Source organism: Blattabacterium cuenoti, from assembly GCF_014251775.1.
GTDB lineage: Bacteria > Bacteroidota > Bacteroidia > Flavobacteriales > Blattabacteriaceae > Blattabacterium > Blattabacterium cuenoti_H.
In genome coordinates, this window is the sequence record NZ_CP059199.1 from 218,193 (window position 1) to 238,105 (window position 19,913).

Here is a 19,913-nt window from a genome sequence, read left to right on the forward strand (position 1 = left end):
TTAAAAAATCTATAATAAAATAATATGAAAAAAAATACTATTCGTGAAGAATCTTTAGACTATCATAGTAAATTTCCTGCAGGAAAAATAAAAATTACTCCAACTAAAAATTATAACAACCAAAAATACTTATCACTTGCTTATTCTCCAGGTGTAGCTGAACCTTGTAAAGAAATAGCTAAAGATTTTAACAAAGTTTATAAATATACTTCAAAAGGGAATCTAGTAGCAGTAATTACTAATGGATCAGCTGTATTAGGACTAGGAAATATTGGAGCATTAGCTTCTAAACCAGTAATGGAAGGAAAATCCCTTTTATTCAAAATATTTTCTGGAATTGATGTATTTGATATAGAAATCAATGAATCTAATCCAGAAAAATTTATAGAAATTGTAAAATCTATATCCCCTACATTTGGTGGAATTAATTTAGAGGATATTAAAGCTCCAGAAGCTTTTGAAATAGAAAAAAGGTTAAAAAAAGATTTGGATATTCCTGTAATGCATGATGATCAAGATGGAACAGCAATTATTTCAGGTGCTGCGCTTTTAAATGCAATAGATTATGTAAAAAAAGATATACGTAATATAAAAATGATAGTAAATGGGGCTGGTGCAGCCGCAATTTCTTGTACAAGAATATATAAAAAACTTGGAGTTAATCCAAATAATATTCTTATGTTTGATAGTAAAGGATTATTGCATGATTCAAGAAATGATTTAAATAAAGAAAAAAAGGAATTTTCCATTGATATTTTTATGCCATTTCAGAAGTTAGAAGAAGCAATAATAAATGCAGATGTATTTATTGGATTATCTACAGGTGGTGTATTAACCAATGATATGTTAAAAAATATGGCTAAAAACCCTATTGTTTTTGCAATGGCGAATCCTGATCCAGAGATAGAATATAATTTAGCTAAAAAAATACGTCCTGATGTAATTATCGCTACTGGAAGAAGTGATTATCCTAATCAAGTTAATAATGTTTTAGGATTTCCTTATATTTTTAGAGGGGCATTAGATGTTCAAGCTAGTATTATAAATGACGAAATGAAATTAGCTGCAGTTTACGCTATTGCATCTTTAGCAAAAGAACCAGTTCCAGAACAAGTTAATATTGTTTATAACAAAAAAAATATTTCTTTTGGAAAAGAATATATTATTCCTAAACCATTTGATAATAGATTAATCACTCATGTTACACCAGCTGTAGCTAAGGCAGCTATAAAAACAGGAGTAGCAAGAAATATAATATCAAATTGGAAAGTTTATAAAGAATCTCTTTTAGATAGAATGGGATATGAAAATAAAATATTGAGAATGATACAAAATAGAGCCCGAACAAATCCAAAAAAAGTTATATTTTGCGATGGAGAAGAATACAATATTTTAAAATCAATTCAAATTCTTAATGAAGAAGGAATAATTCATTCTCCTATAATTTTAGGCAATAAAAAACGTATTAAAGATTTAATATCTAAAAATAAATTAGATGTAAAATTTACTATAGTAGATCCGGAAGAAGAAAAAAATAAATATAGGGTTGAACATTATGCAAAAATTCTTTGGAAAAGAAGAAATAGAAAAGGATTAACATTACATGAATCAAAAATTCGTATGAAAAATAACGATTATTTCGGATCTATGATGTTAGATCAAAAAGAAGCAGATCTATTAATTACAGGTTATTCTAGAAATTTTTCTTTAAGTATACGTCCTATATTAAAAATTATAGGAAAAAAAAATAATAATTATAAGGTTTTTGGAATGATAATATTATTAACTAAACGAGGTCCATTATTTTTAGCAGATACTGCTGTAATTCCTAATCCTACTAGTGAAGAATTAGCTAAAATTGCTTTAATGACTTCTTCTCTAGTAAAGAAATTTGATATAGATCCAAATATAGCAATGTTATCCTTTAAAAATTTTTCTTCTAATTCAGATTTAGAAACATCATCTAAAGTTTCTAAAACCGTATCTTTTTTACATAAAAATTATCCAAATCTAATAGTAGATGGGGAAATACAACCTGATTTTGCTTTAAATGAATTTTTATTAGCAAGTAAATTTCCTTTTTCAAAACTTGTAAAAAAACAAACAAATATATTTATTTTTCCAAATTTAGAATCTAGTAATTTAACCTATAAATTTATTAGAGGATTAGGAGAAATTCAAACTATAGGTCCTATTATGATAGGAATAAAAAAACCCGCTCATGTTATGCAAATGCAATCAAATATAGAAGAAATAATAAATTTAACTACAATAGCTGTAATTGATGCGCAAATAAGAAATGATTAAATATTTTCATTTTTTAAATAAAAATTTTTTCCAAATAAAATTTTAATTTTTTTTTGAAAAAATCTATTAAAACTAGATGTATAAAAAATTGGAACTTTATTTTTATAATTTTTATTTTTATCAATTAATAATAATAATCGATTTTCTTTTAATTTTTTTTTTATTTCTAATGCTACTATTTTTTGTATATTTAATAAATGAACCTTTCCATTAAAAAAATCTCTTATATAATCATATATGTATAAATAATGAGTGCAAGCTAATATTAAAACATCTATTGATATTGATTTTAAATGAATTAAATAATTAATTATATAATTCTCTATTTTTTTTATAGGGAAATTTTTTTCTATAAAAAAAGCTAATAATGGAATGGATAATTGAATTATATCTAAATGACGATAATATTTTTTTATTTCATTCAAATAAAAATTTGAACGAATAGTAGAAGGGGTCGCTATAATTCCTATTCTTTTAGAATACAAAAATATGTTATTTTTTATTACTGGATCTATTACATTTAATATTAATATTTTTTTTTGAAATTTTTCTAAAATTATATTTAAAGCATTAGATGTTATTGAATTACATGCTATTACTAAAGCTTTACATTTTTTTTCATATAAAAAAGAAACAATTTTGATTGCATTTTTTATAATAAAATTTTTTGATTTATCTCCATAAGGCATATTCCCAGTATCTCCAAAGTAAATAAAGTACTCATTAGGCATTTGAATTTTTATTTCTTTGGCTATAAGAAGTCCTCCAATTCCGGAATCAAATATACCTATTGGATTATTTTTATCCATATGAATATTTGTTTAAACAAACAATTTTTTACATAATTTTTTTTTTAATCTGGAAGCTTTATTAGCATGTATAATATTTTTCTTAGATAATTTATCTATCATAGAAATCACTATTGCATGATTTTTTTTATTTTTATTTAATAATAATTTCTTAATAAAAGTTTTTGTACTTTTATTTAAATATCTATTTCTTAGATATTTAATTTTATTTTGTTTAATTCTCTTTATAGAAGATGAATGATTAGCCATAGAAAATATTATTATATAGCCCATAGGGGAATCGAACCCCTCTTTCCAGGATGAAAACCTGACGTCCTAGCCAATAGACGAATGGGCCTTTTTATGGATTTTATTAAAAATAAATTTTTTTTATATTTAACACAAGTTATTTTATTATTTAATAGAAAAACCTATTGATTTTAAATCTTTCCAAAACAAAGGATATGATTTTTCCACAACATTAGGATTACTTATTTTTAATAAAGGAATATTATATAATAATACAAATGGAATAAATGACATAGCCATTCTATGATCTTGATAGGTTTCTATTATTATTGGATGATTAAAATCTTTTTTTATAAATTTTTTTATTGCTATACAAGAATCAGTTATTTCAGAAATAATACCAAATTTTGATAATTCTATTTTCAATGCTAATAATCTATCTGTTTCTTTAATCTTTAAAGTTTCTAATCCTTTTAAATAACATTTAATTCCAATAGCTGCACAAGTAACGGCTATAGTTTGTGCTAAATCTGGTGTTTCATTTAAATCTAATTCTAAAAATTTTTTTTTTTCAAAAAAAGATTTTTTATTTAAAATAATTGTTTTTTCTTTAAAAGTTGTAGAAATTCCGAAGTGTTTTTCGTATAAATATGCAACTTTTTTATCTCCTTGAAAACTATTATTGCTGTATGAATTAAGTTTTATATTGCTATTATTTGAAATAGCTGCCATAGAATAATAATAAGAAGCTGAACTCCAATCAGATTCTATATAAAATTTCTTTTTTCCAATTTTTTTACCTGGAAAAATTCCAATATTATTTCCTTCCCAAAAAATTCGTATCCCAGCTAATTTCAAAATATCAAAAGTCATTTTTATATATGGAATAGACGTAACTTTTTTTAAAAGAGATATTTTTAATCCGATCTTAAATTTACTAGCTACTAACATTAAAGAACTAATATACTGACTACTAACTCTTGCATCTAAATTTACTTTACCTCCTAAGATATCTTTTCCTAATATTTTTATCGGTGGATAACCAGTTTTTTCTAAATAAGTGATTTTAGCTCCTAATTGATTCAAAGCCTCCACTAATATAGAAATAGGACGTTCTTTCATTCTACTTGACCCTGTTAATATTGTAATTCTATTTTTTTGAATAGAAAAATAAGAAGTTAAAAAACGCATCGCAGTTCCGGCATGGTTAATATCCAAAAACTCAGAATTACTACATAGACTATATTTGAGTATGTTAGTATCTTTACAATTGGAAATATTTTCAATAAAAATATCATTTTTATAAAGAGCTTTTAAAATTAGAAGACGATTGGAAATACTTTTAGATCCAGTTATAGATATAGAACCAAACACATTTGGTTCATTTTTATGAATATTAATATAAGAACACATTTTATTTTAATTTTTTATTTTGATGATGTCTTTTATGATCTCTTATTTTTTTTTCTTCTAAATTCTTATTAAAAGATTTTTCTAAATTAATTCCAGTTTGATTAGCTAAACAAATTATGATAAACAATACATCTGATAATTCTCTTCCAAGATCTTCTTTTATTTCATTTTTTTTTTTTGATTGTTCGCCATAATTTCTAACTATAATTCTAGAAACTTCACCAACCTCTTCAGATAATAAAATAGTATTGGTTAATATATCGAAATAACGTATTCCATGATTTACAATCCAATTGTCTACAACTTTTTGAATATTTTTCATTTTATTTATTTTTTAATTTTAGTAAAATTTTTACTTTATCTATTATTGATTTATAATTCAATCCATATTTATTTAATAATTCCATAGGTTTACCACTTTCACCAAAAGTGTCATTTACAGCTACTATCCTCTGAGGAATTTTATGCATTTTAGTAGTTATTACTCTTGCAATACTCTCACCTAATCCTCCTAAATAATTGTGTTCTTCTGCTGTTACAATACAACCAGTTTTTTTTATAGATTGTAGAATGGTTTTTTCATCTAATGGTTTAATTGTATGCACATTAATAACTTCAGACTCAATCCCTTCTTTTTCATATAAAATTTTAGATGCTTTTAATGATTCCCATACTAAGTGACCAGTACTTACAATCGTTACATCTTTTCCATTTGTTAAATAAATTGCTTTACCAATTTCAAAAATTTGATTTTTTTTAGTGAAATTTTCTACTGAAGGCCGTCCAAAACGTAAATATACAGGTCCTATATAATTGGATATCGCTATAGTTGCAGCATAAGTTTGATTATAGTCACATGTATTAATTACTGTCATTCCGGGTAACATTTTCATTAATCCAATATCTTCTAAACTTTGATGAGTTGCCCCATCTTCACCTAAAGATAATCCAGAATGAGAAGCACATATTTTTACATTTTTATTAGAATAAGCAATTGACTGACGGATTTGATCATATACACGAGACGTCGCAAAATTTGCAAATGTTCCGGCAAATGGTATATATTCGCCAATGCTCAATCCAGCTGCTATACCCATCATATTAGCTTCTGCTATTCCAATTTGAAAAAATCTATCAGGATATTTTATTGAAAAATCTTTCATAAATAAAGAACTGGTGAGATCTGCACATAATGCCACAATTTTTTTATTTTTTTTTCCTAAAAACGTTAAAGCATCACCAAATCCTTTTCTAGTTTCTTTTGATTCTTTATTTTTTAACATAATAATAAAAATTTATAATGGATAATCTTCTAATTGACTTTTAATATTTGAAAGTTTATCTAATGCTATTTTCAATTCTTCATCATTAGGAGATTTTCCATGCCATTTATTATCGCCCATCATAAAATCTACTCCATACCCCATTTGAGTATATAAGATAATTAAAACAGGTTTTTTATTTCTAGTTTTATTTTTAGCATTTTTTAAAGTTTTAATTACACTATATATATCATTACCATTTTTTTCTTCTAACACTTCCCATCCAAACGATAAAAACTTTTTTTTCAAATCCCCAAGAGGTAGTACTTCATCCGTTGATCCATCTATTTGTTGACCATTATAATCCACAGTTGCTATATAATTATCTATTTTTTTTGATCCTGCATATAAAACAGCCTCCCAGATTTGACCTTCATTTAATTCTCCATCTCCGTGTAAACTATAGATAATAGTATCTAATTCTTTATTTAATTTTTTTGATATTGCTACTCCGATAGATACTGACATTCCCTGACCTAATGATCCAGAAGATATTCTTATTCCTGGTAATTTATCATGTACTGAAGGATGCCCTTGCAATCTAGAATTTATTTTTCTAAAAGAAGATAATTCTTTAATCGGAAAAAAACCTGATCGAGCTAATACACTATAATATAAAGGTGATATATGACCATTTGATAAAATGAAAATATCTTCTCCATATCCGTTCATTGTAAATTTTTTTGGATTATAATTCATTATTGTTTTGTATAATGCTACTAAATATTCTGTACATCCTAATGATCCTCCAGGATGACCAGAATTTGCGTTATTTACCATACGAAGAATATCTCTTCTAACTTGGATACATAAATCTTTTAAATAATGTATATTCATTATTAACTTTAATTTTAATTTTAAGACATATTAAATTAATAAAAATAGTGAGATTATAAATCAATTTTTTAATTAATGAGTATTATAAATAGGAAAGCAAAATATAAGTTTCATTTATATAATTATTATATAGCTGGAATACAATTATTAGGATCAGAAGTAAAATCCATAAGAAAAAATAAAGTAAATATTTCTGAAAGTTTTTGTCAAATAAAAAATGGAGAACTTTATTCTATTAACATGTATATTGAAAAATATGAATTTGTTTTCGATCCTAATTATTCAACTAATAGAGATAGAAAACTACTGTTAAATAAAAATGAATTATTAAAAATTAATAAAAAATTATTAAATCCAGGAATAACTATCATTCCTATTGAAATTTTTTTTAATAAAAATGGATATGCAAAAATGAAAATAGCTATAGCAAAAGGTAAAAAAAATCACGATAAACGAGAGTCTATTAAAAAAAGAGAATCAATTAGAGATGTAAAAAGATATTTTATTTAATTGAATTACAATTGATCATTTGGAATAAAAGATCAATTCTAGTGAAAGGATTTTTTTACTAAAAAAAAATATCCTAGAAAAGAAATAATATCTGATAATAAAAATTATAGTATAATTCATAAAAAATATTTTTATAATTTTATGAGAAATACTAATGATAAATATCTTTTAACAAAGATAAAATAGAAGATCAAAATAATTTTATTTACTTTTAAATATTGCTCTATTTTAGATGATTTTTTTTTTTAAATATATAAAATGATATAAAAATACTGAATTGATATAAAATTAATAAAGGAATTAGCACAATAATTGTGCTAAGTATATCTCCCGGAGTAATTGCAGAAGAAATAATTAACATTATTAAAAATGCGTGTTTTCTATATTTTCTTAAAAAAGAATAAGAAATTAATCCTGCTTTAGATAATAAAAAAATAAAGAATGGAAATAAAAATATCATTCCCATTAATAATACAGAATTTATAATCAATGAAATATAATCTGATAAATCAAAAATATTTTTTGGAAAATTACTTATTTTAAAAGTATATCCAAAATTAATTAAGAATGGAAATAATATAAAATATCCAAAAAACATTCCAATACAAAATAAAGTACTAACCATAGTTGTAATTATTTGAGAATATATTCTTTCTTTATCAGAAAAAGCAGGACTTATGAAACTCCATAATTCATAAAAAATATAAGGAAATGATAAAATAAATCCTCCACAAAAACATATCCATATATAAATGTTAAATTGACCAAATATTTCTCTATTTTGAATAGATAAATTATGAAAATATAATTTATTTGTAAAATGTTTAAGTAACCGATAAGTAATAAAATTTTTTTTAGCAGGACCAAAAATAATTTGGTTAAACAAAATTTTTTTATTAATCATTAAAAAAAACATCATAATTATGATAACAAATAAACAACGAATCATACGGATTCTTAGTTCTTCAATATGTTCCCAAAAAGGCATTATTTTTTTTTTATTCATAAAAAATACTTAATAACAAATGAAATGTGGAATTATAGGTCTTCCTAACGTTGGAAAATCAACATTTTTTAATATTATATCAAATTCCAAAGTATTATCAAAAAATTTTCCATTTTGTACTATTAATCCGAATCATGGAGTTATAAAAGTAGCAGATGATAGATTATTAGAATTAAATAAATTTATAAAATCTAATAAAATAATTCCATCTGAAATAAAAATAGTAGATATAGCTGGTCTAATCAAAGGATCTCATAAAGGAGATGGATTAGGTAATAAATTTCTATCTCATATTCGAGAAACAGATGCTATTATTCATATGATACGTTTTTTTAATGATATGAATATTCTTCATGTAGAAGGAGATATTAATCCTATTAGGGATAAAGAAATTATTGATATGGAATTACAATTAAAAGATTTATCTACTATAGAAAAAAAAATAGATAAGATTTCTAATGATTTATCTTCTAAAAAAAAAAACAATGAATTTATTTTTTTAAAAAAAATATTAATCTTTTTAAAAAAAGGAAAAAATATTAGAATGTATCCGTTTAAAAATGATGAAAGAAAATATATAAAAAATTTACAATTACTTACGGAAAAACCTGTTTTATATATTTGTAATACAAATGATGATTTAAATATTATTCAAAATAAACCTACTGTAAAATTATTACAAAATATAGTAAAAATGGAAAATTCTAATATTTTATTTTTTTCTTTAAAAAAAAGAATAAATTTTAACTATTTATTTAAAAACATTCTTTTTTTACTTAATTTAAAAACATTTTTTACAGTAGGAAAAAAAGAAATTCGTGCTTGGAATATTCCTAAATCATATACTACATATGAAGCTTCTTCAATTATTCATACTGATTTTAAAAAAGGTTTTATAAAAGCAGAAATTATTCGTTATGATCATTTTATTAAATATCAATCAGAAGAAAAATTAAAAAAATTAGGAAAAATTTTTTTAGCAGGAAAAAATTATCTTATCAAAGATGGTGATATTATTTATTTTCGATTTAGTTCTCATAAAAAAAATCTTTAAATCGATAATTAATTTCTTGTAAAGTTTCATATATTAATAATATAGATTTTTTTACATCAGACATATTAACCATTTCTACTGTAGTATGCATATATTTCAGTGGAATAGATATTAAAGCCGATAAAATTCCTTTATTGGAATATGCAAAAGCATCTGTATCTGTTCCAGTACTATATTTAGATACCAATCTTTGAAATTTAATATTATTCTTAATAGCTGTATCTATAATAAGTTCTCTAATATTTTTTCTTATTGATGGAGCATATGAGATGACTGGTCCTAGTCCGCATTTTATATCACCTTCTATTTTTTTACTAATCATAGGAGTAGAGGTATCATGAGTTACATCTGTAATAATAGCTATATTAGGTTTTATTGTATTAGCAATCATTTTTGCACCTTTAAGTCCAATTTCTTCTTGAACTGAATTAATAGTATATAAACCATATTGTAAATCAATTTTATTATTAACTATCATTTTTGTTACTTCTGCCATTATAAATCCTCCTATTTTATTATCTAATGATTTAGAAACAAAATATTTTTTATTCATAATAAAAAATTCATCCGCATATGAAATCATACATCCTACGTGAATTCCTAATTCTAATACTTCTTTTTTACTGGATACTCCAATATCTATGAATATATTTTCTATATTAGGACTTTTTTCATCATAAGTTTTTCTTGTATGAATAGCAGGCCAACCAAAAACACCCGGAATTTTTCCTTTAGTAGTATGAATCATAACTTTTTTAGATAAAACAATTTGATGATCAATTCCTCCATTACGAGAAACATATATTATTCCATTTTCTGTTATATAATTTACACACCATGATATTTCATCAACATGAGATTCAATTACTAATTTTTTAGGAGCATTAGGATTAATTATAGCTACAGCAGATCCATATAAATCTGTGGATATTTTTTCTGCATATTTACTAATATAATCAATCCATATTTTTTGTCCCTCCATTTCTTCTCCTACTGGAGAAAAACTATTTAAATATTTTTCAAGAAATTTAATAGAATTTTTATCTAATATATTTTTCATATTTTTTTTTTTTTTATTTTTTATAAATTATAAATAATATAAACCTTTGAAAACAAGTTTTACCGGACCTGTTAAATATATATTATGATACATATTTTCTGTTCTTATAAAAGAAACCCATAATATACCTCCTAAAGTACTGACTTCTATATTCTTATTATTTTTTATTCTGTTTGTTTCAAATGATGCAATGACAGATGCAACTACCCCAGTTCCACAAGATAAAGTTTCATTTTCTACACCTCTTTCATAAGTACGAACTTGTAAAATATTATGATTAATTTTAACAAAATTTACATTTACTCCATTATTCATCATATAGATTTTATGATGTCTAATATATCTACCTTGATTATAAACATCCAAATTTTTTAAATTATTTACAAAAACAATATGATGAGGTGATCCTGTGTTTAAGAACATATCACTTTCTGAATATTTTTTTATATTATTTCTTTTTAAAGAAGTTAATTGTAATGAAATTATATCATTTTTATAATTATCTACTATTCCTTTATGATAACCATCAATAGATTTAAAAAAAATCTCATTGCTTTTAGAATTTCCAATTTTTTTTGAAAAAGCTATTGCACATCTTCCTCCATTTCCACACATGGTACTTTCTTTTCCATTAGAATTATAATATTCCATATAAAAATCACAATTATAATTTTTATGAATAAAAATAATTCCATCTGCACCAATTCCAATATTTCTATTACACAATGTTTTTAAAATAAAAGAATTTTTACTAAAATTATATCTTTCATTCATACAATTTATAATAATAAAATCATTTCCCGTACCATGAAATTTAAAGAAGTTTAATAACATTATTAATTAAGAATTATTCAGTACATTCAGTTATACAATTATACTGAGGAATATTGTTTATATTATATTTATATTTTGATATTTATATTATACTAAATTACAAATTAAATCATTTAATCAAGTATAAGTATAAAGTAAATTATATTGTTATGAATATAAAGAAAATAATTTTTTATATTTTAATAAGTAGTTTTATAAGTTCTATAGTAAGTATTACTATATATAAAAAATATATCGAAAAAAATTTAAAATTTTTTTCATACATTTCACCTTTTACACATAAAGATTATAATACAAAATATGATTCTTCTAATAAAGAATTAGTATTTTCTCATTCATTTTATAATAGTCAAGTTTCTAATGATTTTACAAAATCAGTAGAAAAGGCTCTACCTACAGTAGTTAGTATTAGGGGAATATTTAAAAAATATTATAAAAAAAATAACATTAGTTTCTTTGATTTCTTTTTTAAAAGACAAAAATATAATTTAAATAGCAAAGACGAAAATAATTATTTACAATATAAATTTATTTATCCAGAATTTCATGGATCTGGAGTAATTATATCTTCTGATGGTTATATTGTCACTAATAATCATGTAATAAAAAATGCTAATTTAATTGAAATAACTCTTAATGATCAAAGATCTTATATAGCTAAATTAATAGGAACTGATCCAAGTAGCGACATAGCTTTATTAAAAATTAATGAAAAAAAGTTACCATTTATTATTTTTCATGATTCTGATAAAGTTAAGGTAGGTGAATCGGTTTTAGCAATCGGAAATCCTTTTGATTTAAATTTTACTGTTACAGCTGGAATTATTAGTGCTAAAAATAGAAATTTAGGAATTTTAAAAGGTGACAATCCATTGGCTATGGAATCATTTTTTCAAATAGATGCTATTATAAATCCTGGAAATAGTGGTGGCCCGTTAGTCAATGTATTTGGAAATTTAATTGGAATTAATACTGCTATATCTTCTTTTACAGGAAATTTTTCAGGATATGGCTTTGCATTACCTTCTAATTTAGTGAAGAAAGTAGTTAAAGATATCAGACAGTATGGAATAGTTAAAAGAGCTTTTTTAGGAATAAAGGGATTAGATCCATCTAATATAGGATTATATAATAAATATTATAATAATATTATAATACCACAAAATGGACTCATAGTAAAGGAAGTGTTCACTAATAGTAGTGCATATTATGCAGGTATTAAAAAAGGAGATATAATAAAAAATATAAATAATAAATCAATAAAAAATATATCGGATATTGCATTAATTATTGGAATGAAACATCCCGGAGATAAAATAAAAATTATTGTATTAAGAAATGGAATAAAAAAAATATTTTATGTTATTTTAAATGATTTTCAACATAAAAAATAACTATTAAGTTATAATATCAAGGAATTATGTATAATTGAGTTTTTTTGAAAAAAATTTTTTATAAAAAGATAAATTGTTAATATAAGCTATTTATTTTCCTCAATTATATATATATATCAATAATCCATATTTAAATTTTTTATTTTTTTAATATTTATTTTATATAATATAATCAAACATATTTGATTTTATAAAGATAGATTTTCTAAAATATCTATCTACCTACTTACATTAAATAAAAGGAATAACACTATTTAACCAATAGATAGATGGTAATAGTCCTATAAATTTTAGAAAAAAATAAATGATTAAATCGATCATAAATATATTTAAAAATTAATTTCATTAATCTTATATATACTATAATTAGTTATATAATAGATTATTTTTTAATTGATTAACGAATAAATTTTACAAATCCTTTTTTTTAGGGTACTTTCATAAAAATAATAATATTCATTTTTTTTATGATTTTTTTTTAAAAATCCAATTATAGATGGGCTATTTTTATAGCTATTCCGATTAAATAAAAATTTATGAATCTTAGCAAAGAATATTATAAACATAAATCAGTATTATTAGAAGAAAGCGTTAGAAATCTTATTACAAATAAAAATGGCATATATATAGATGCTACATTTGGATTAGGTGGGCATTCTTATGAAATTTTAAAAAGAATAAGTAAAAAAGCTAAGTTGATATCTCTTGATCAAGATAAAGAATCCATAAAGAAAAATTTAATTAAAGATAAACGTTTACACTTATTTCATAGTAATTTTATCTATATTCAGGATATTTTAAATAAAAAATTATTTATAGAAAAAGTATCAGGAATTTTAGCAGATTTAGGAATCTCTTATTTTCAAATAAACAATCCTAAAAGAGGTTTCTCTCATAAATTAAATTGCATTTTAGATATGAGAATGGATCAGGAAAAAAAATATTCTGCTAAAAATGTAATTAATGAATCTTCATATGAAAAATTATCTTATATATTCAAAGAATATGGAGACTTTAATAATACAAAAAAAATGGTAGGAAGAATATTAGAGAAACGTATTATTAAAAATATTTCTACAAGTTCAGATTTATTAAAAATTTTCTTCATTAGAGGTTCTTTTAAAGAAAGGAAAAGATTTTTTTCAAGATTATTTCAATCTATACGTATAGAAGTAAATGATGAAATAAACAAATTAAAAAATTTTCTATATCAATCTTCTGATATTATAGAACCAGGAGGAAGAATCGCGATTATTTCATATCATTCTATTGAAGATAGAATAGTTAAAAATTTTTTTAAAAATGGAATTATTTTTTCCGAAAGAAAACCTGATAAAATTCCATTTAAAATGATTCATAAAAAAGTTATTAAACCCACTTATATAGAAGTAAAAAAAAATCCAAGATCCAGAAGTGCAAAATTAAGAATTGCAGAAAAATTATAAAATAATGAAAAAAATTATAATAAATATTTTAAAAGGAAAATTCCTAATAGGAAAAAATGCTTATAATACTTGGATATTCATCATTTTTATGACAATATTGTCATTAATTAGTATTACTAGTTCACATATTATGGAATATAACATTAGAAAAATAAAAAAATTAAATAAAGAAATAAAAGAATTAAAATCTAATAATAAAAGTGTAATAAATTTGCAAAATTTAAATTAATCTATTAGTTTATACTTAACATTTTTTAATTTATAATTTTAAATGATATGGAACGAAATAGATCCGTATTGTTATATAAGTCTTATATTATTAGTTTCTTATTTTTATTTATTGCAATATTAATTATATATAAATTGTTTGAAATTCAAAATAATCCAGAAAATTATAAAAAATTAGTACTGAAAAGAATTCATCAAAATGAGTTGAATAAAAAATTAGAAAATTATTGATAAAATATTATCCACATAATGGTAAAAACATTAAAAGAAGTTTTAAAAAATGTAAATATATTAAAAATTATAGGAGATAATAATTTATTTAAAAAAGTTAATGGAATTTTTATTAATTCTAAATTGATAGATAATAATTCAATATTTATAGCAAAAAAAGGAAAAAAAATAGATGGACATTCTTTTATTCAAGAAGCAATACAAAAAGGAGGAGATACTATTATTTGTGAAACGATTCCTAATTATATTTGTAAAAATATTACTTATATTATTGTTTTAAATTCAGTCAAAGCTTTAGGATATATAGCTGCTAATTTTTATGATAATCCTTCAAAAAAAATCCAATTAATAGGAATTACAGGTACAAATGGAAAAACTTCCACTGCTATGATACTTCATAAAGTATTTTTGGAAATGGGAGAAAAAAATATTCTTATATCTACTATAGGAATTAGAATATTATATGATAAATATCCAGTTAAAAATACAACTCCAGATATTATTGATATTAATAAATATTTAAATTTATCCCTTAAAAAAGGATGTAAATATGCTTTTATGGAAGTTAGTTCACATGGGATTGATCAAAAAAGAATTTTTGGATTATTATTTAAAGGGGGGATATTTACTAATATAACTCATGATCATTTAGATTATCATAAATCTTTCTGTAATTATTTATCTATAAAAAAGCAATTTTTTGATGAATTACCAAATAATTCTTTTTCCTTAATTAATATAGACGATAAAAACTATTCAAAAATAATAAAGGATACTTCGTCTAAAATTTATTTTTATGGATTGAAAAAAAAATCAGATTTTAAAATAAAAGTTTTAAAAAAATCTATTAATGGTAGTTTATTAAAAATTGATAAAGAAAAAATATATATAAATTTGATCGGAAAATTTAATATTTATAATATATTAGCTAGCTATGCTACATCTATTTTATTAGGAATAAATAAAAAAAAAATTTTAAAAAAGTTGAGTAAAATTAATCCTATTATAGGACGTTTTGAACATTTTACTTCTAGATCTGGAGTACATATAATTGTAGATTATGCACATAATCCAAATGGATTAAAAAATATTTTTGATTCTATCAATGATGTTTTTTATAATAATAAAATTCAAAGAAAATTAATTTGTGTAATAGGTTGTGGAGGTAATAGAGATATAGAAAAAAGGCCGATAATGGGGAAAATGGTATATGAAACTTGTGATATATCTATTTTTACTTCTGATAATCCTAGAAATGAGGATCCTAATAATATATTAATGGATATGAAAAATTTTTTATCACACATAAAAAATGATCCTATTCTAACTTTTATTGATCGAAAAAAAGCAATACAATATGCAATAAAAATTGCAAAAAAAAATGATATCATTGTAATAGTTGGAAAAGGACATGAAAATTATCAAGAAATAAAAGGAAAATTTTATCCTTTCAATGATATGGATATTGCAAAATCAAATTTTTTTTAATTTTAAAAAAATAAAAATTAATATTAAATAAATTTATTTTTTTCATTTAAAATCATGATAAATTCTATTTTTTATAGATCTTCACTAGCTTTTTTTCAATCTTTTTTATTATCACTTTTTTTATATAAAAAAGTTATAAGTTGGAATAAAAAAAAAAAATTTTTAACAGAAAATATACGTAGTCTAGGACTGATAGGTGAAAAAAAAAAAATTGGGATCCCAACGATGGGAGGAGTTGTAATAATATTATCAACATTAACATCCACTATATTATTTTCTTATTGGAATAATATTTATATTATTTCATTAATTATCAGTTCTATATGGTTAGGTTTTATTGGTTTTATTGACGATTATATAAAAGTAAAATTTAATAAAAAAGGATTAAATGCATTTGGAAAAATACTAGGTCAATTGATTTTAGGAATTTTTATAGGAATTATTATATTTTTTAATGAAAATGTAAAAAATTTACAAGAAAAAAATTATTTTCATAATCATAAATATAGTTTTACTACCTCATTACCAAATATATTTTCTAGATTTCTGTTTAAAAGAAATGAAAAAAAATTTGATTATTCTGATTTGTTAATTTGTTGTAATAAAAAATTAAGCAAATATACATGGATTATTTTTATCACATTTATTGTTATAATGATAATATTTTTTTCTAATGCAGTAAACATAACAGATGGAATAGATGGATTAGCTGGAGGAACGTCATTGATCATTTTTATCACTTTATTTTTATTTTCTATAATTTCTAGTAATAAATATTATTCTGATTATTTTAATTTTATATATATTCCAAATATAACAGAAACAATAATTTTTTCTACGTCTATTATAGGATCTTTAATTAGTTTTATTTGGTATAATGCTTATCCAGCTCAAATTTTTATGGGCGATACTGGAAGTCTTTTTATAGGTGGATTAATTACTATATTAGCTTTTTTTATTAAAATAGAGTTTATTCTACCTATTTTAGGAGGTATATTTTTATTAGAAAATATTTCTGTCATTATACAAATTTTATATTTAAAATATACTAAAACTAAATATGGTATAGGAAAAAGGATTTTTTTAATGGCGCCTATACATCATCACTTTCAAAAATTAGGAGAACATGAAAATAAGATTTGTATTCGTTTTATTATTATACAAATTATATTATCAATTTTATCTTTAATTTTATTAATTACATGATTATATGAATAAATTAATAGTTGTCCTAGGAGGAGGAGAAAGTGGAATAGGAGCAGCTTTATTAGCTAAAAGGAATAAATGTAATATATTTGTATCTGATTCTGGTCAAATATCCAATAAATATAAAAATATTTTAAAAAATAATAATATTCCATTTGAAGAGAATGGACATACAGAAAAATTTATTATTGAAAAATCATATAAAGTTATTAAAAGTCCTGGGATTCCTAGGAATATTAGATTAATAAATAATATTATTTCATCAGGAATTCCAATTTTATCTGAATTAGAATTTGGAAAAAATTATATAGATAGTTGTATTCCTATTATAGGAATTACTGGAAGTAATGGAAAAACTACTACAAGTTCTATTACTTACAAAATTCTTAAGAAGAATCAATTCAATGTTGGTCTAGCAGGAAACATAGGATATAGTTTTTGTAAAGATATTTTACAAAAAAAAAATATGTATATATTAGAAGTTAGCAGTTTTCAACTAGATGATATTTTTAATTTTCGTTTTAATATTTCTGTTTTATTGAATATTACAAGAGATCATCTAGATAGATATAATAATATGGAAAATTATATAAATTCTAAATTTAGCATAACTAATCTTCAAGAAAAAGATGACTTTTTTATATATAATTACGATGATCCTATGATTCAATTAGGATTAAAAAAAAATTCCATTATATCAAAATGTATCCCATTTTCTATAAAAAAAAAATTAAACTTTGGTGCTTATTTAGACAATAAGAACATTTATTTAAAATTTTATAAAGAAAAATCTCATATAATATACCCTTATAATAAAAATATTTTTTTACTAAAGTATTATAATATATATAATATTATGGCAACGTTAATAATATCTAAATTATTAAATGTAAATAATGATATAATTTCTTCTATATTAGAAAAATTAAACTCAATAGAACACAGAATGGAAGAAATCCCTTACAAAGTAAATGGAGTAAAATTTATTAATGATTCTAAATCTACTAATGTGCATTCTGCATTATTTGCATTAAAAATTATTAAATCTCCTATTATATGGATATTAGGAGGAATAGATAAAGGAAATGATTATGGAAAATTGATTAATTTAGTTAAAAAAAAAGTAAAAATTATCATTTGTTTGGGAATAAATAATTCAAAAATTATAAATTTTTTTAAGAAATTTGTTAAAACTATTTTAGAAACAGATAACATGAAAGAAGCAGTATCTGTTTCTTATAAATTATCCATTCCAGGAGATATTGTTTTATTGTCGCCCGCCTGTTCTAGTTTAGATATTTTCAAAAATTATGAAGAAAGAGGGAATAAATTTAAAAAAGAAATAGAAAATCTTTATTATTCTATATAATAATAAAAAATGAAGAAAATAGAATATTTTTTTAGTAAGTATCTAAAAGGAGATAAATACTTATTAGCATTGATATCGTTATTAACGATATTTTCATTTTTACCAGTGTATTCTGCAAGTAGTAATTTAATTTTTTCAAAAAAAAGTAATATAAATATTTTATCTATTTTTTATTTTTTATTCAAACATATATCTTTTTTGATATTAGGTTTTTTTATTCTTATAATTATTCAATTTATCAATTATAAATACTTTTATAAAATTTCTGTTTTTTTATTACCAGTAGTATTTATTTTATTGATTATTACAATGAATCAAGGAGTAAAAATACATGGAATAAATGCAGCTAGATGGTTACATGTCCCTATTCTAAATATATCTTTCCAAACTTCTAATATTGCCAGTTTGGTACTTTTTGTGTATTGTTCTGGTTTCTTATCTAAGAAGAAAAATCAGAAAATTACTTTTACGAATTCTTTTTTTCCTCTTTTATTGCCTATACTTTCTATTATAGGGTTAATTTTTCCTAATAATGGATCTACAGCTATTATAATGTTTATTTCTATTTCAATCATATTATTTATAGGTGGATATCCGGTTATAAATACTATGAGATTTTTTTTATTAGGATTGATATCATCCATTATATATATTTTTTTTACTATTAAATGGGATAATCATCATTCTTTTCAGAGAGTTTTTACATGGAAAAATCGAATAATAGAATATCTTATACATGAAGAAAATACTCAAATCATTCAATCAAAAGTAGCTATTATCCTAGGTAATAAATTAGGGCGAGGACCCGGTAAAAGTATATTAAAAACTTTTCTTCCACAATCTTATTCAGATTTTATTTATTCCATTATAGTAGAAGAATATGGTATTTTTGGTGGATTATTACTATTATTTATCTATTTACTTCTATTATTTAGAATGATGATAATTGCGACAAAATTAAAAAATTATTTTTGCACACTTTTAGTATTTTCTGTTGGACTACCAATTATTAATCAGGCTTTAATAAACATGGGGATAGCCGTAGGAATTTTTCCTATTACTGGGCAAACTTTACCATTAATTAGTGCAGGAGGTACTTCTATTTTAATGAGTTTTTTAAGTTTTGGAATTATACTAAATGTTAGTAGAAAAATATATGAGTAAATAATAAA

At 22.1% G+C, this 19,913-nt stretch carries 19 protein-coding genes and 1 tRNA gene; 10 read left to right on the forward strand and 10 right to left on the reverse strand.

Annotated features, from left to right (window positions below):
* Positions 1-24: 24 nt before the first annotated feature.
* The gene (locus H0H58_RS01055; protein WP_185865197.1) at positions 25-2,307 is read left to right on the forward strand and encodes an NADP-dependent malic enzyme; all 2,283 of its coding nucleotides are present in this window, start codon (positions 25-27) and stop codon (positions 2,305-2,307) included.
* On the opposite strand, the gene murI is transcribed toward H0H58_RS01055, so the two are convergent.
* The 7 genes from murI to H0H58_RS01090 all read right to left on the reverse strand — a co-directional run bounded on the left by murI (position 2,304) and on the right by H0H58_RS01090 (position 6,916).
* Positions 2,304-3,116 (reverse strand): glutamate racemase, encoded by an 813-nt coding sequence (murI, locus tag H0H58_RS01060; protein ID WP_185865198.1) that lies wholly within the window; start codon positions 3,114-3,116, stop codon positions 2,304-2,306. The two genes, H0H58_RS01055 and murI, sit on opposite strands and share 4 nt — an antisense overlap.
* 12 nt (positions 3,117-3,128) lie before the next feature.
* Complete coding sequence (gene rpsT / locus H0H58_RS01065) at positions 3,129-3,365, reverse strand: 30S ribosomal protein S20 (protein ID WP_185865276.1); 237 nt, start codon at positions 3,363-3,365, stop codon at positions 3,129-3,131.
* Between the two features lie 16 nt (positions 3,366-3,381).
* Positions 3,382-3,453, reverse strand: a tRNA-Glu gene (locus H0H58_RS01070).
* Positions 3,454-3,509: 56 nt separating this feature from the next.
* Positions 3,510-4,757 carry a 3-phosphoshikimate 1-carboxyvinyltransferase gene (locus tag H0H58_RS01075; protein WP_185865199.1) on the reverse strand — a complete coding sequence of 416 codons (1,248 nt, stop codon included), beginning with the start codon at positions 4,755-4,757 and terminating at the stop codon, positions 3,510-3,512.
* A 1-nt stretch (position 4,758) separates the two neighbouring features.
* Positions 4,759-5,079: a nucleotide pyrophosphohydrolase gene (locus tag H0H58_RS01080; RefSeq protein ID WP_185865200.1), complete on the reverse strand. Its 321-nt coding sequence runs from the start codon at positions 5,077-5,079 to the stop codon at positions 4,759-4,761.
* 1 nt (position 5,080) lies between these two features.
* The gene (locus tag H0H58_RS01085) at positions 5,081-6,040 is read right to left on the reverse strand and encodes a transketolase family protein (RefSeq protein ID WP_394798743.1); all 960 of its coding nucleotides are present in this window, start codon (positions 6,038-6,040) and stop codon (positions 5,081-5,083) included.
* Between the two features lie 12 nt (positions 6,041-6,052).
* Positions 6,053-6,916 (reverse strand): transketolase, encoded by an 864-nt coding sequence (locus H0H58_RS01090; RefSeq protein WP_185865201.1) that lies wholly within the window; start codon positions 6,914-6,916, stop codon positions 6,053-6,055.
* A 75-nt stretch (positions 6,917-6,991) separates the two neighbouring features.
* On the opposite strand from H0H58_RS01090, the gene smpB reads away from it, so the two are divergent.
* On the forward strand, positions 6,992-7,426 hold the full coding sequence (gene smpB, locus H0H58_RS01095) for an SsrA-binding protein SmpB (protein WP_185865202.1): 435 nt from the start codon (positions 6,992-6,994) through the stop codon (positions 7,424-7,426).
* Positions 7,427-7,649: 223 nt separating this feature from the next.
* Here the strand turns inward: smpB and tatC are convergent, their stop codons facing one another.
* Positions 7,650-8,432 (reverse strand): twin-arginine translocase subunit TatC, encoded by a 783-nt coding sequence (gene tatC / locus H0H58_RS01100; RefSeq protein ID WP_185865203.1) that lies wholly within the window; start codon positions 8,430-8,432, stop codon positions 7,650-7,652.
* 19 nt (positions 8,433-8,451) lie between these two features.
* On the opposite strand from tatC, the gene H0H58_RS01105 reads away from it, so the two are divergent.
* Positions 8,452-9,486 (forward strand): redox-regulated ATPase YchF, encoded by a 1,035-nt coding sequence (locus H0H58_RS01105; protein WP_185865204.1) that lies wholly within the window; start codon positions 8,452-8,454, stop codon positions 9,484-9,486.
* Here the strand turns inward: H0H58_RS01105 and H0H58_RS01110 are convergent.
* Both H0H58_RS01110 and dapF read right to left on the reverse strand, forming a co-directional pair.
* Positions 9,461-10,546, reverse strand: coding sequence for a zinc-binding metallopeptidase family protein (locus tag H0H58_RS01110; RefSeq protein ID WP_185865205.1), 1,086 nt, complete (start codon positions 10,544-10,546; stop codon positions 9,461-9,463). The two genes, H0H58_RS01105 and H0H58_RS01110, sit on opposite strands and share 26 nt — an antisense overlap.
* Positions 10,547-10,573: 27 nt before the next feature.
* Positions 10,574-11,380 carry a diaminopimelate epimerase gene (dapF, locus tag H0H58_RS01115; protein WP_185865206.1) on the reverse strand — a complete coding sequence of 269 codons (807 nt, stop codon included), beginning with the start codon at positions 11,378-11,380 and terminating at the stop codon, positions 10,574-10,576.
* Positions 11,381-11,529: 149 nt separating this feature from the next.
* Between dapF and H0H58_RS01120 the strand changes: the two genes are divergently transcribed.
* The 7 genes from H0H58_RS01120 (at position 11,530) to H0H58_RS01150 (ending at position 19,905) form a co-directional block, all read left to right on the forward strand.
* Positions 11,530-12,774 (forward strand): S1C family serine protease, encoded by a 1,245-nt coding sequence (locus H0H58_RS01120; protein WP_185865207.1) that lies wholly within the window; start codon positions 11,530-11,532, stop codon positions 12,772-12,774.
* Between the two features lie 536 nt (positions 12,775-13,310).
* Positions 13,311-14,219: a 16S rRNA (cytosine(1402)-N(4))-methyltransferase RsmH gene (rsmH, locus tag H0H58_RS01125; RefSeq protein ID WP_185865208.1), complete on the forward strand. Its 909-nt coding sequence runs from the start codon at positions 13,311-13,313 to the stop codon at positions 14,217-14,219.
* A gap of 4 nt (positions 14,220-14,223) precedes the next feature.
* The gene (locus tag H0H58_RS01130) at positions 14,224-14,448 is read left to right on the forward strand and encodes an FtsL-like putative cell division protein (protein WP_185865209.1); all 225 of its coding nucleotides are present in this window, start codon (positions 14,224-14,226) and stop codon (positions 14,446-14,448) included.
* Positions 14,449-14,696: 248 nt separating this feature from the next.
* Positions 14,697-16,166 (forward strand): UDP-N-acetylmuramoyl-L-alanyl-D-glutamate--2,6-diaminopimelate ligase, encoded by a 1,470-nt coding sequence (locus tag H0H58_RS01135; protein WP_185865210.1) that lies wholly within the window; start codon positions 14,697-14,699, stop codon positions 16,164-16,166.
* A gap of 54 nt (positions 16,167-16,220) precedes the next feature.
* Entirely contained in the window at positions 16,221-17,372 is a 1,152-nt protein-coding gene (mraY, locus tag H0H58_RS01140; protein WP_185865211.1) for a phospho-N-acetylmuramoyl-pentapeptide-transferase, read from the forward strand.
* A 4-nt stretch (positions 17,373-17,376) separates the two neighbouring features.
* Entirely contained in the window at positions 17,377-18,741 is a 1,365-nt protein-coding gene (gene murD, locus H0H58_RS01145; RefSeq protein WP_185865212.1) for a UDP-N-acetylmuramoyl-L-alanine--D-glutamate ligase, read from the forward strand.
* 9 nt (positions 18,742-18,750) lie between these two features.
* On the forward strand, positions 18,751-19,905 hold the full coding sequence (locus H0H58_RS01150; RefSeq protein ID WP_185865213.1) for an FtsW/RodA/SpoVE family cell cycle protein: 1,155 nt from the start codon (positions 18,751-18,753) through the stop codon (positions 19,903-19,905).
* Positions 19,906-19,913: the final 8 nt, after the last annotated feature.

What these genes read in the sequence shown, in the direction of transcription:
- H0H58_RS01055 (WP_185865197.1), top strand. Translation starts at nt 25, where the DNA reads ATGAAAAAAAATACTATTCGTGAAGAATCTTTAGACTATCATAGTAAA.
- murI (WP_185865198.1), bottom strand. Translation starts at nt 3,116, where the DNA reads ATGGATAAAAATAATCCAATAGGTATATTTGATTCCGGAATTGGAGGA.
- rpsT (WP_185865276.1), bottom strand. Translation starts at nt 3,365, where the DNA reads ATGGCTAATCATTCATCTTCTATAAAGAGAATTAAACAAAATAAAATT.
- H0H58_RS01075 (WP_185865199.1), bottom strand. Translation starts at nt 4,757, where the DNA reads ATGTGTTCTTATATTAATATTCATAAAAATGAACCAAATGTGTTTGGT.
- H0H58_RS01080 (WP_185865200.1), bottom strand. Translation starts at nt 5,079, where the DNA reads ATGAAAAATATTCAAAAAGTTGTAGACAATTGGATTGTAAATCATGGA.
- H0H58_RS01085 (WP_394798743.1), bottom strand. Translation starts at nt 6,040, where the DNA reads ATGTTAAAAAATAAAGAATCAAAAGAAACTAGAAAAGGATTTGGTGAT.
- H0H58_RS01090 (WP_185865201.1), bottom strand. Translation starts at nt 6,916, where the DNA reads ATGAATATACATTATTTAAAAGATTTATGTATCCAAGTTAGAAGAGAT.
- smpB (WP_185865202.1), top strand. Translation starts at nt 6,992, where the DNA reads ATGAGTATTATAAATAGGAAAGCAAAATATAAGTTTCATTTATATAAT.
- tatC (WP_185865203.1), bottom strand. Translation starts at nt 8,432, where the DNA reads ATGAATAAAAAAAAAATAATGCCTTTTTGGGAACATATTGAAGAACTA.
- H0H58_RS01105 (WP_185865204.1), top strand. Translation starts at nt 8,452, where the DNA reads ATGAAATGTGGAATTATAGGTCTTCCTAACGTTGGAAAATCAACATTT.
- H0H58_RS01110 (WP_185865205.1), bottom strand. Translation starts at nt 10,546, where the DNA reads ATGAAAAATATATTAGATAAAAATTCTATTAAATTTCTTGAAAAATAT.
- dapF (WP_185865206.1), bottom strand. Translation starts at nt 11,380, where the DNA reads ATGTTATTAAACTTCTTTAAATTTCATGGTACGGGAAATGATTTTATT.
- H0H58_RS01120 (WP_185865207.1), top strand. Translation starts at nt 11,530, where the DNA reads ATGAATATAAAGAAAATAATTTTTTATATTTTAATAAGTAGTTTTATA.
- rsmH (WP_185865208.1), top strand. Translation starts at nt 13,311, where the DNA reads ATGAATCTTAGCAAAGAATATTATAAACATAAATCAGTATTATTAGAA.
- H0H58_RS01130 (WP_185865209.1), top strand. Translation starts at nt 14,224, where the DNA reads ATGAAAAAAATTATAATAAATATTTTAAAAGGAAAATTCCTAATAGGA.
- H0H58_RS01135 (WP_185865210.1), top strand. Translation starts at nt 14,697, where the DNA reads ATGGTAAAAACATTAAAAGAAGTTTTAAAAAATGTAAATATATTAAAA.
- mraY (WP_185865211.1), top strand. Translation starts at nt 16,221, where the DNA reads ATGATAAATTCTATTTTTTATAGATCTTCACTAGCTTTTTTTCAATCT.
- murD (WP_185865212.1), top strand. Translation starts at nt 17,377, where the DNA reads ATGAATAAATTAATAGTTGTCCTAGGAGGAGGAGAAAGTGGAATAGGA.
- H0H58_RS01150 (WP_185865213.1), top strand. Translation starts at nt 18,751, where the DNA reads ATGAAGAAAATAGAATATTTTTTTAGTAAGTATCTAAAAGGAGATAAA.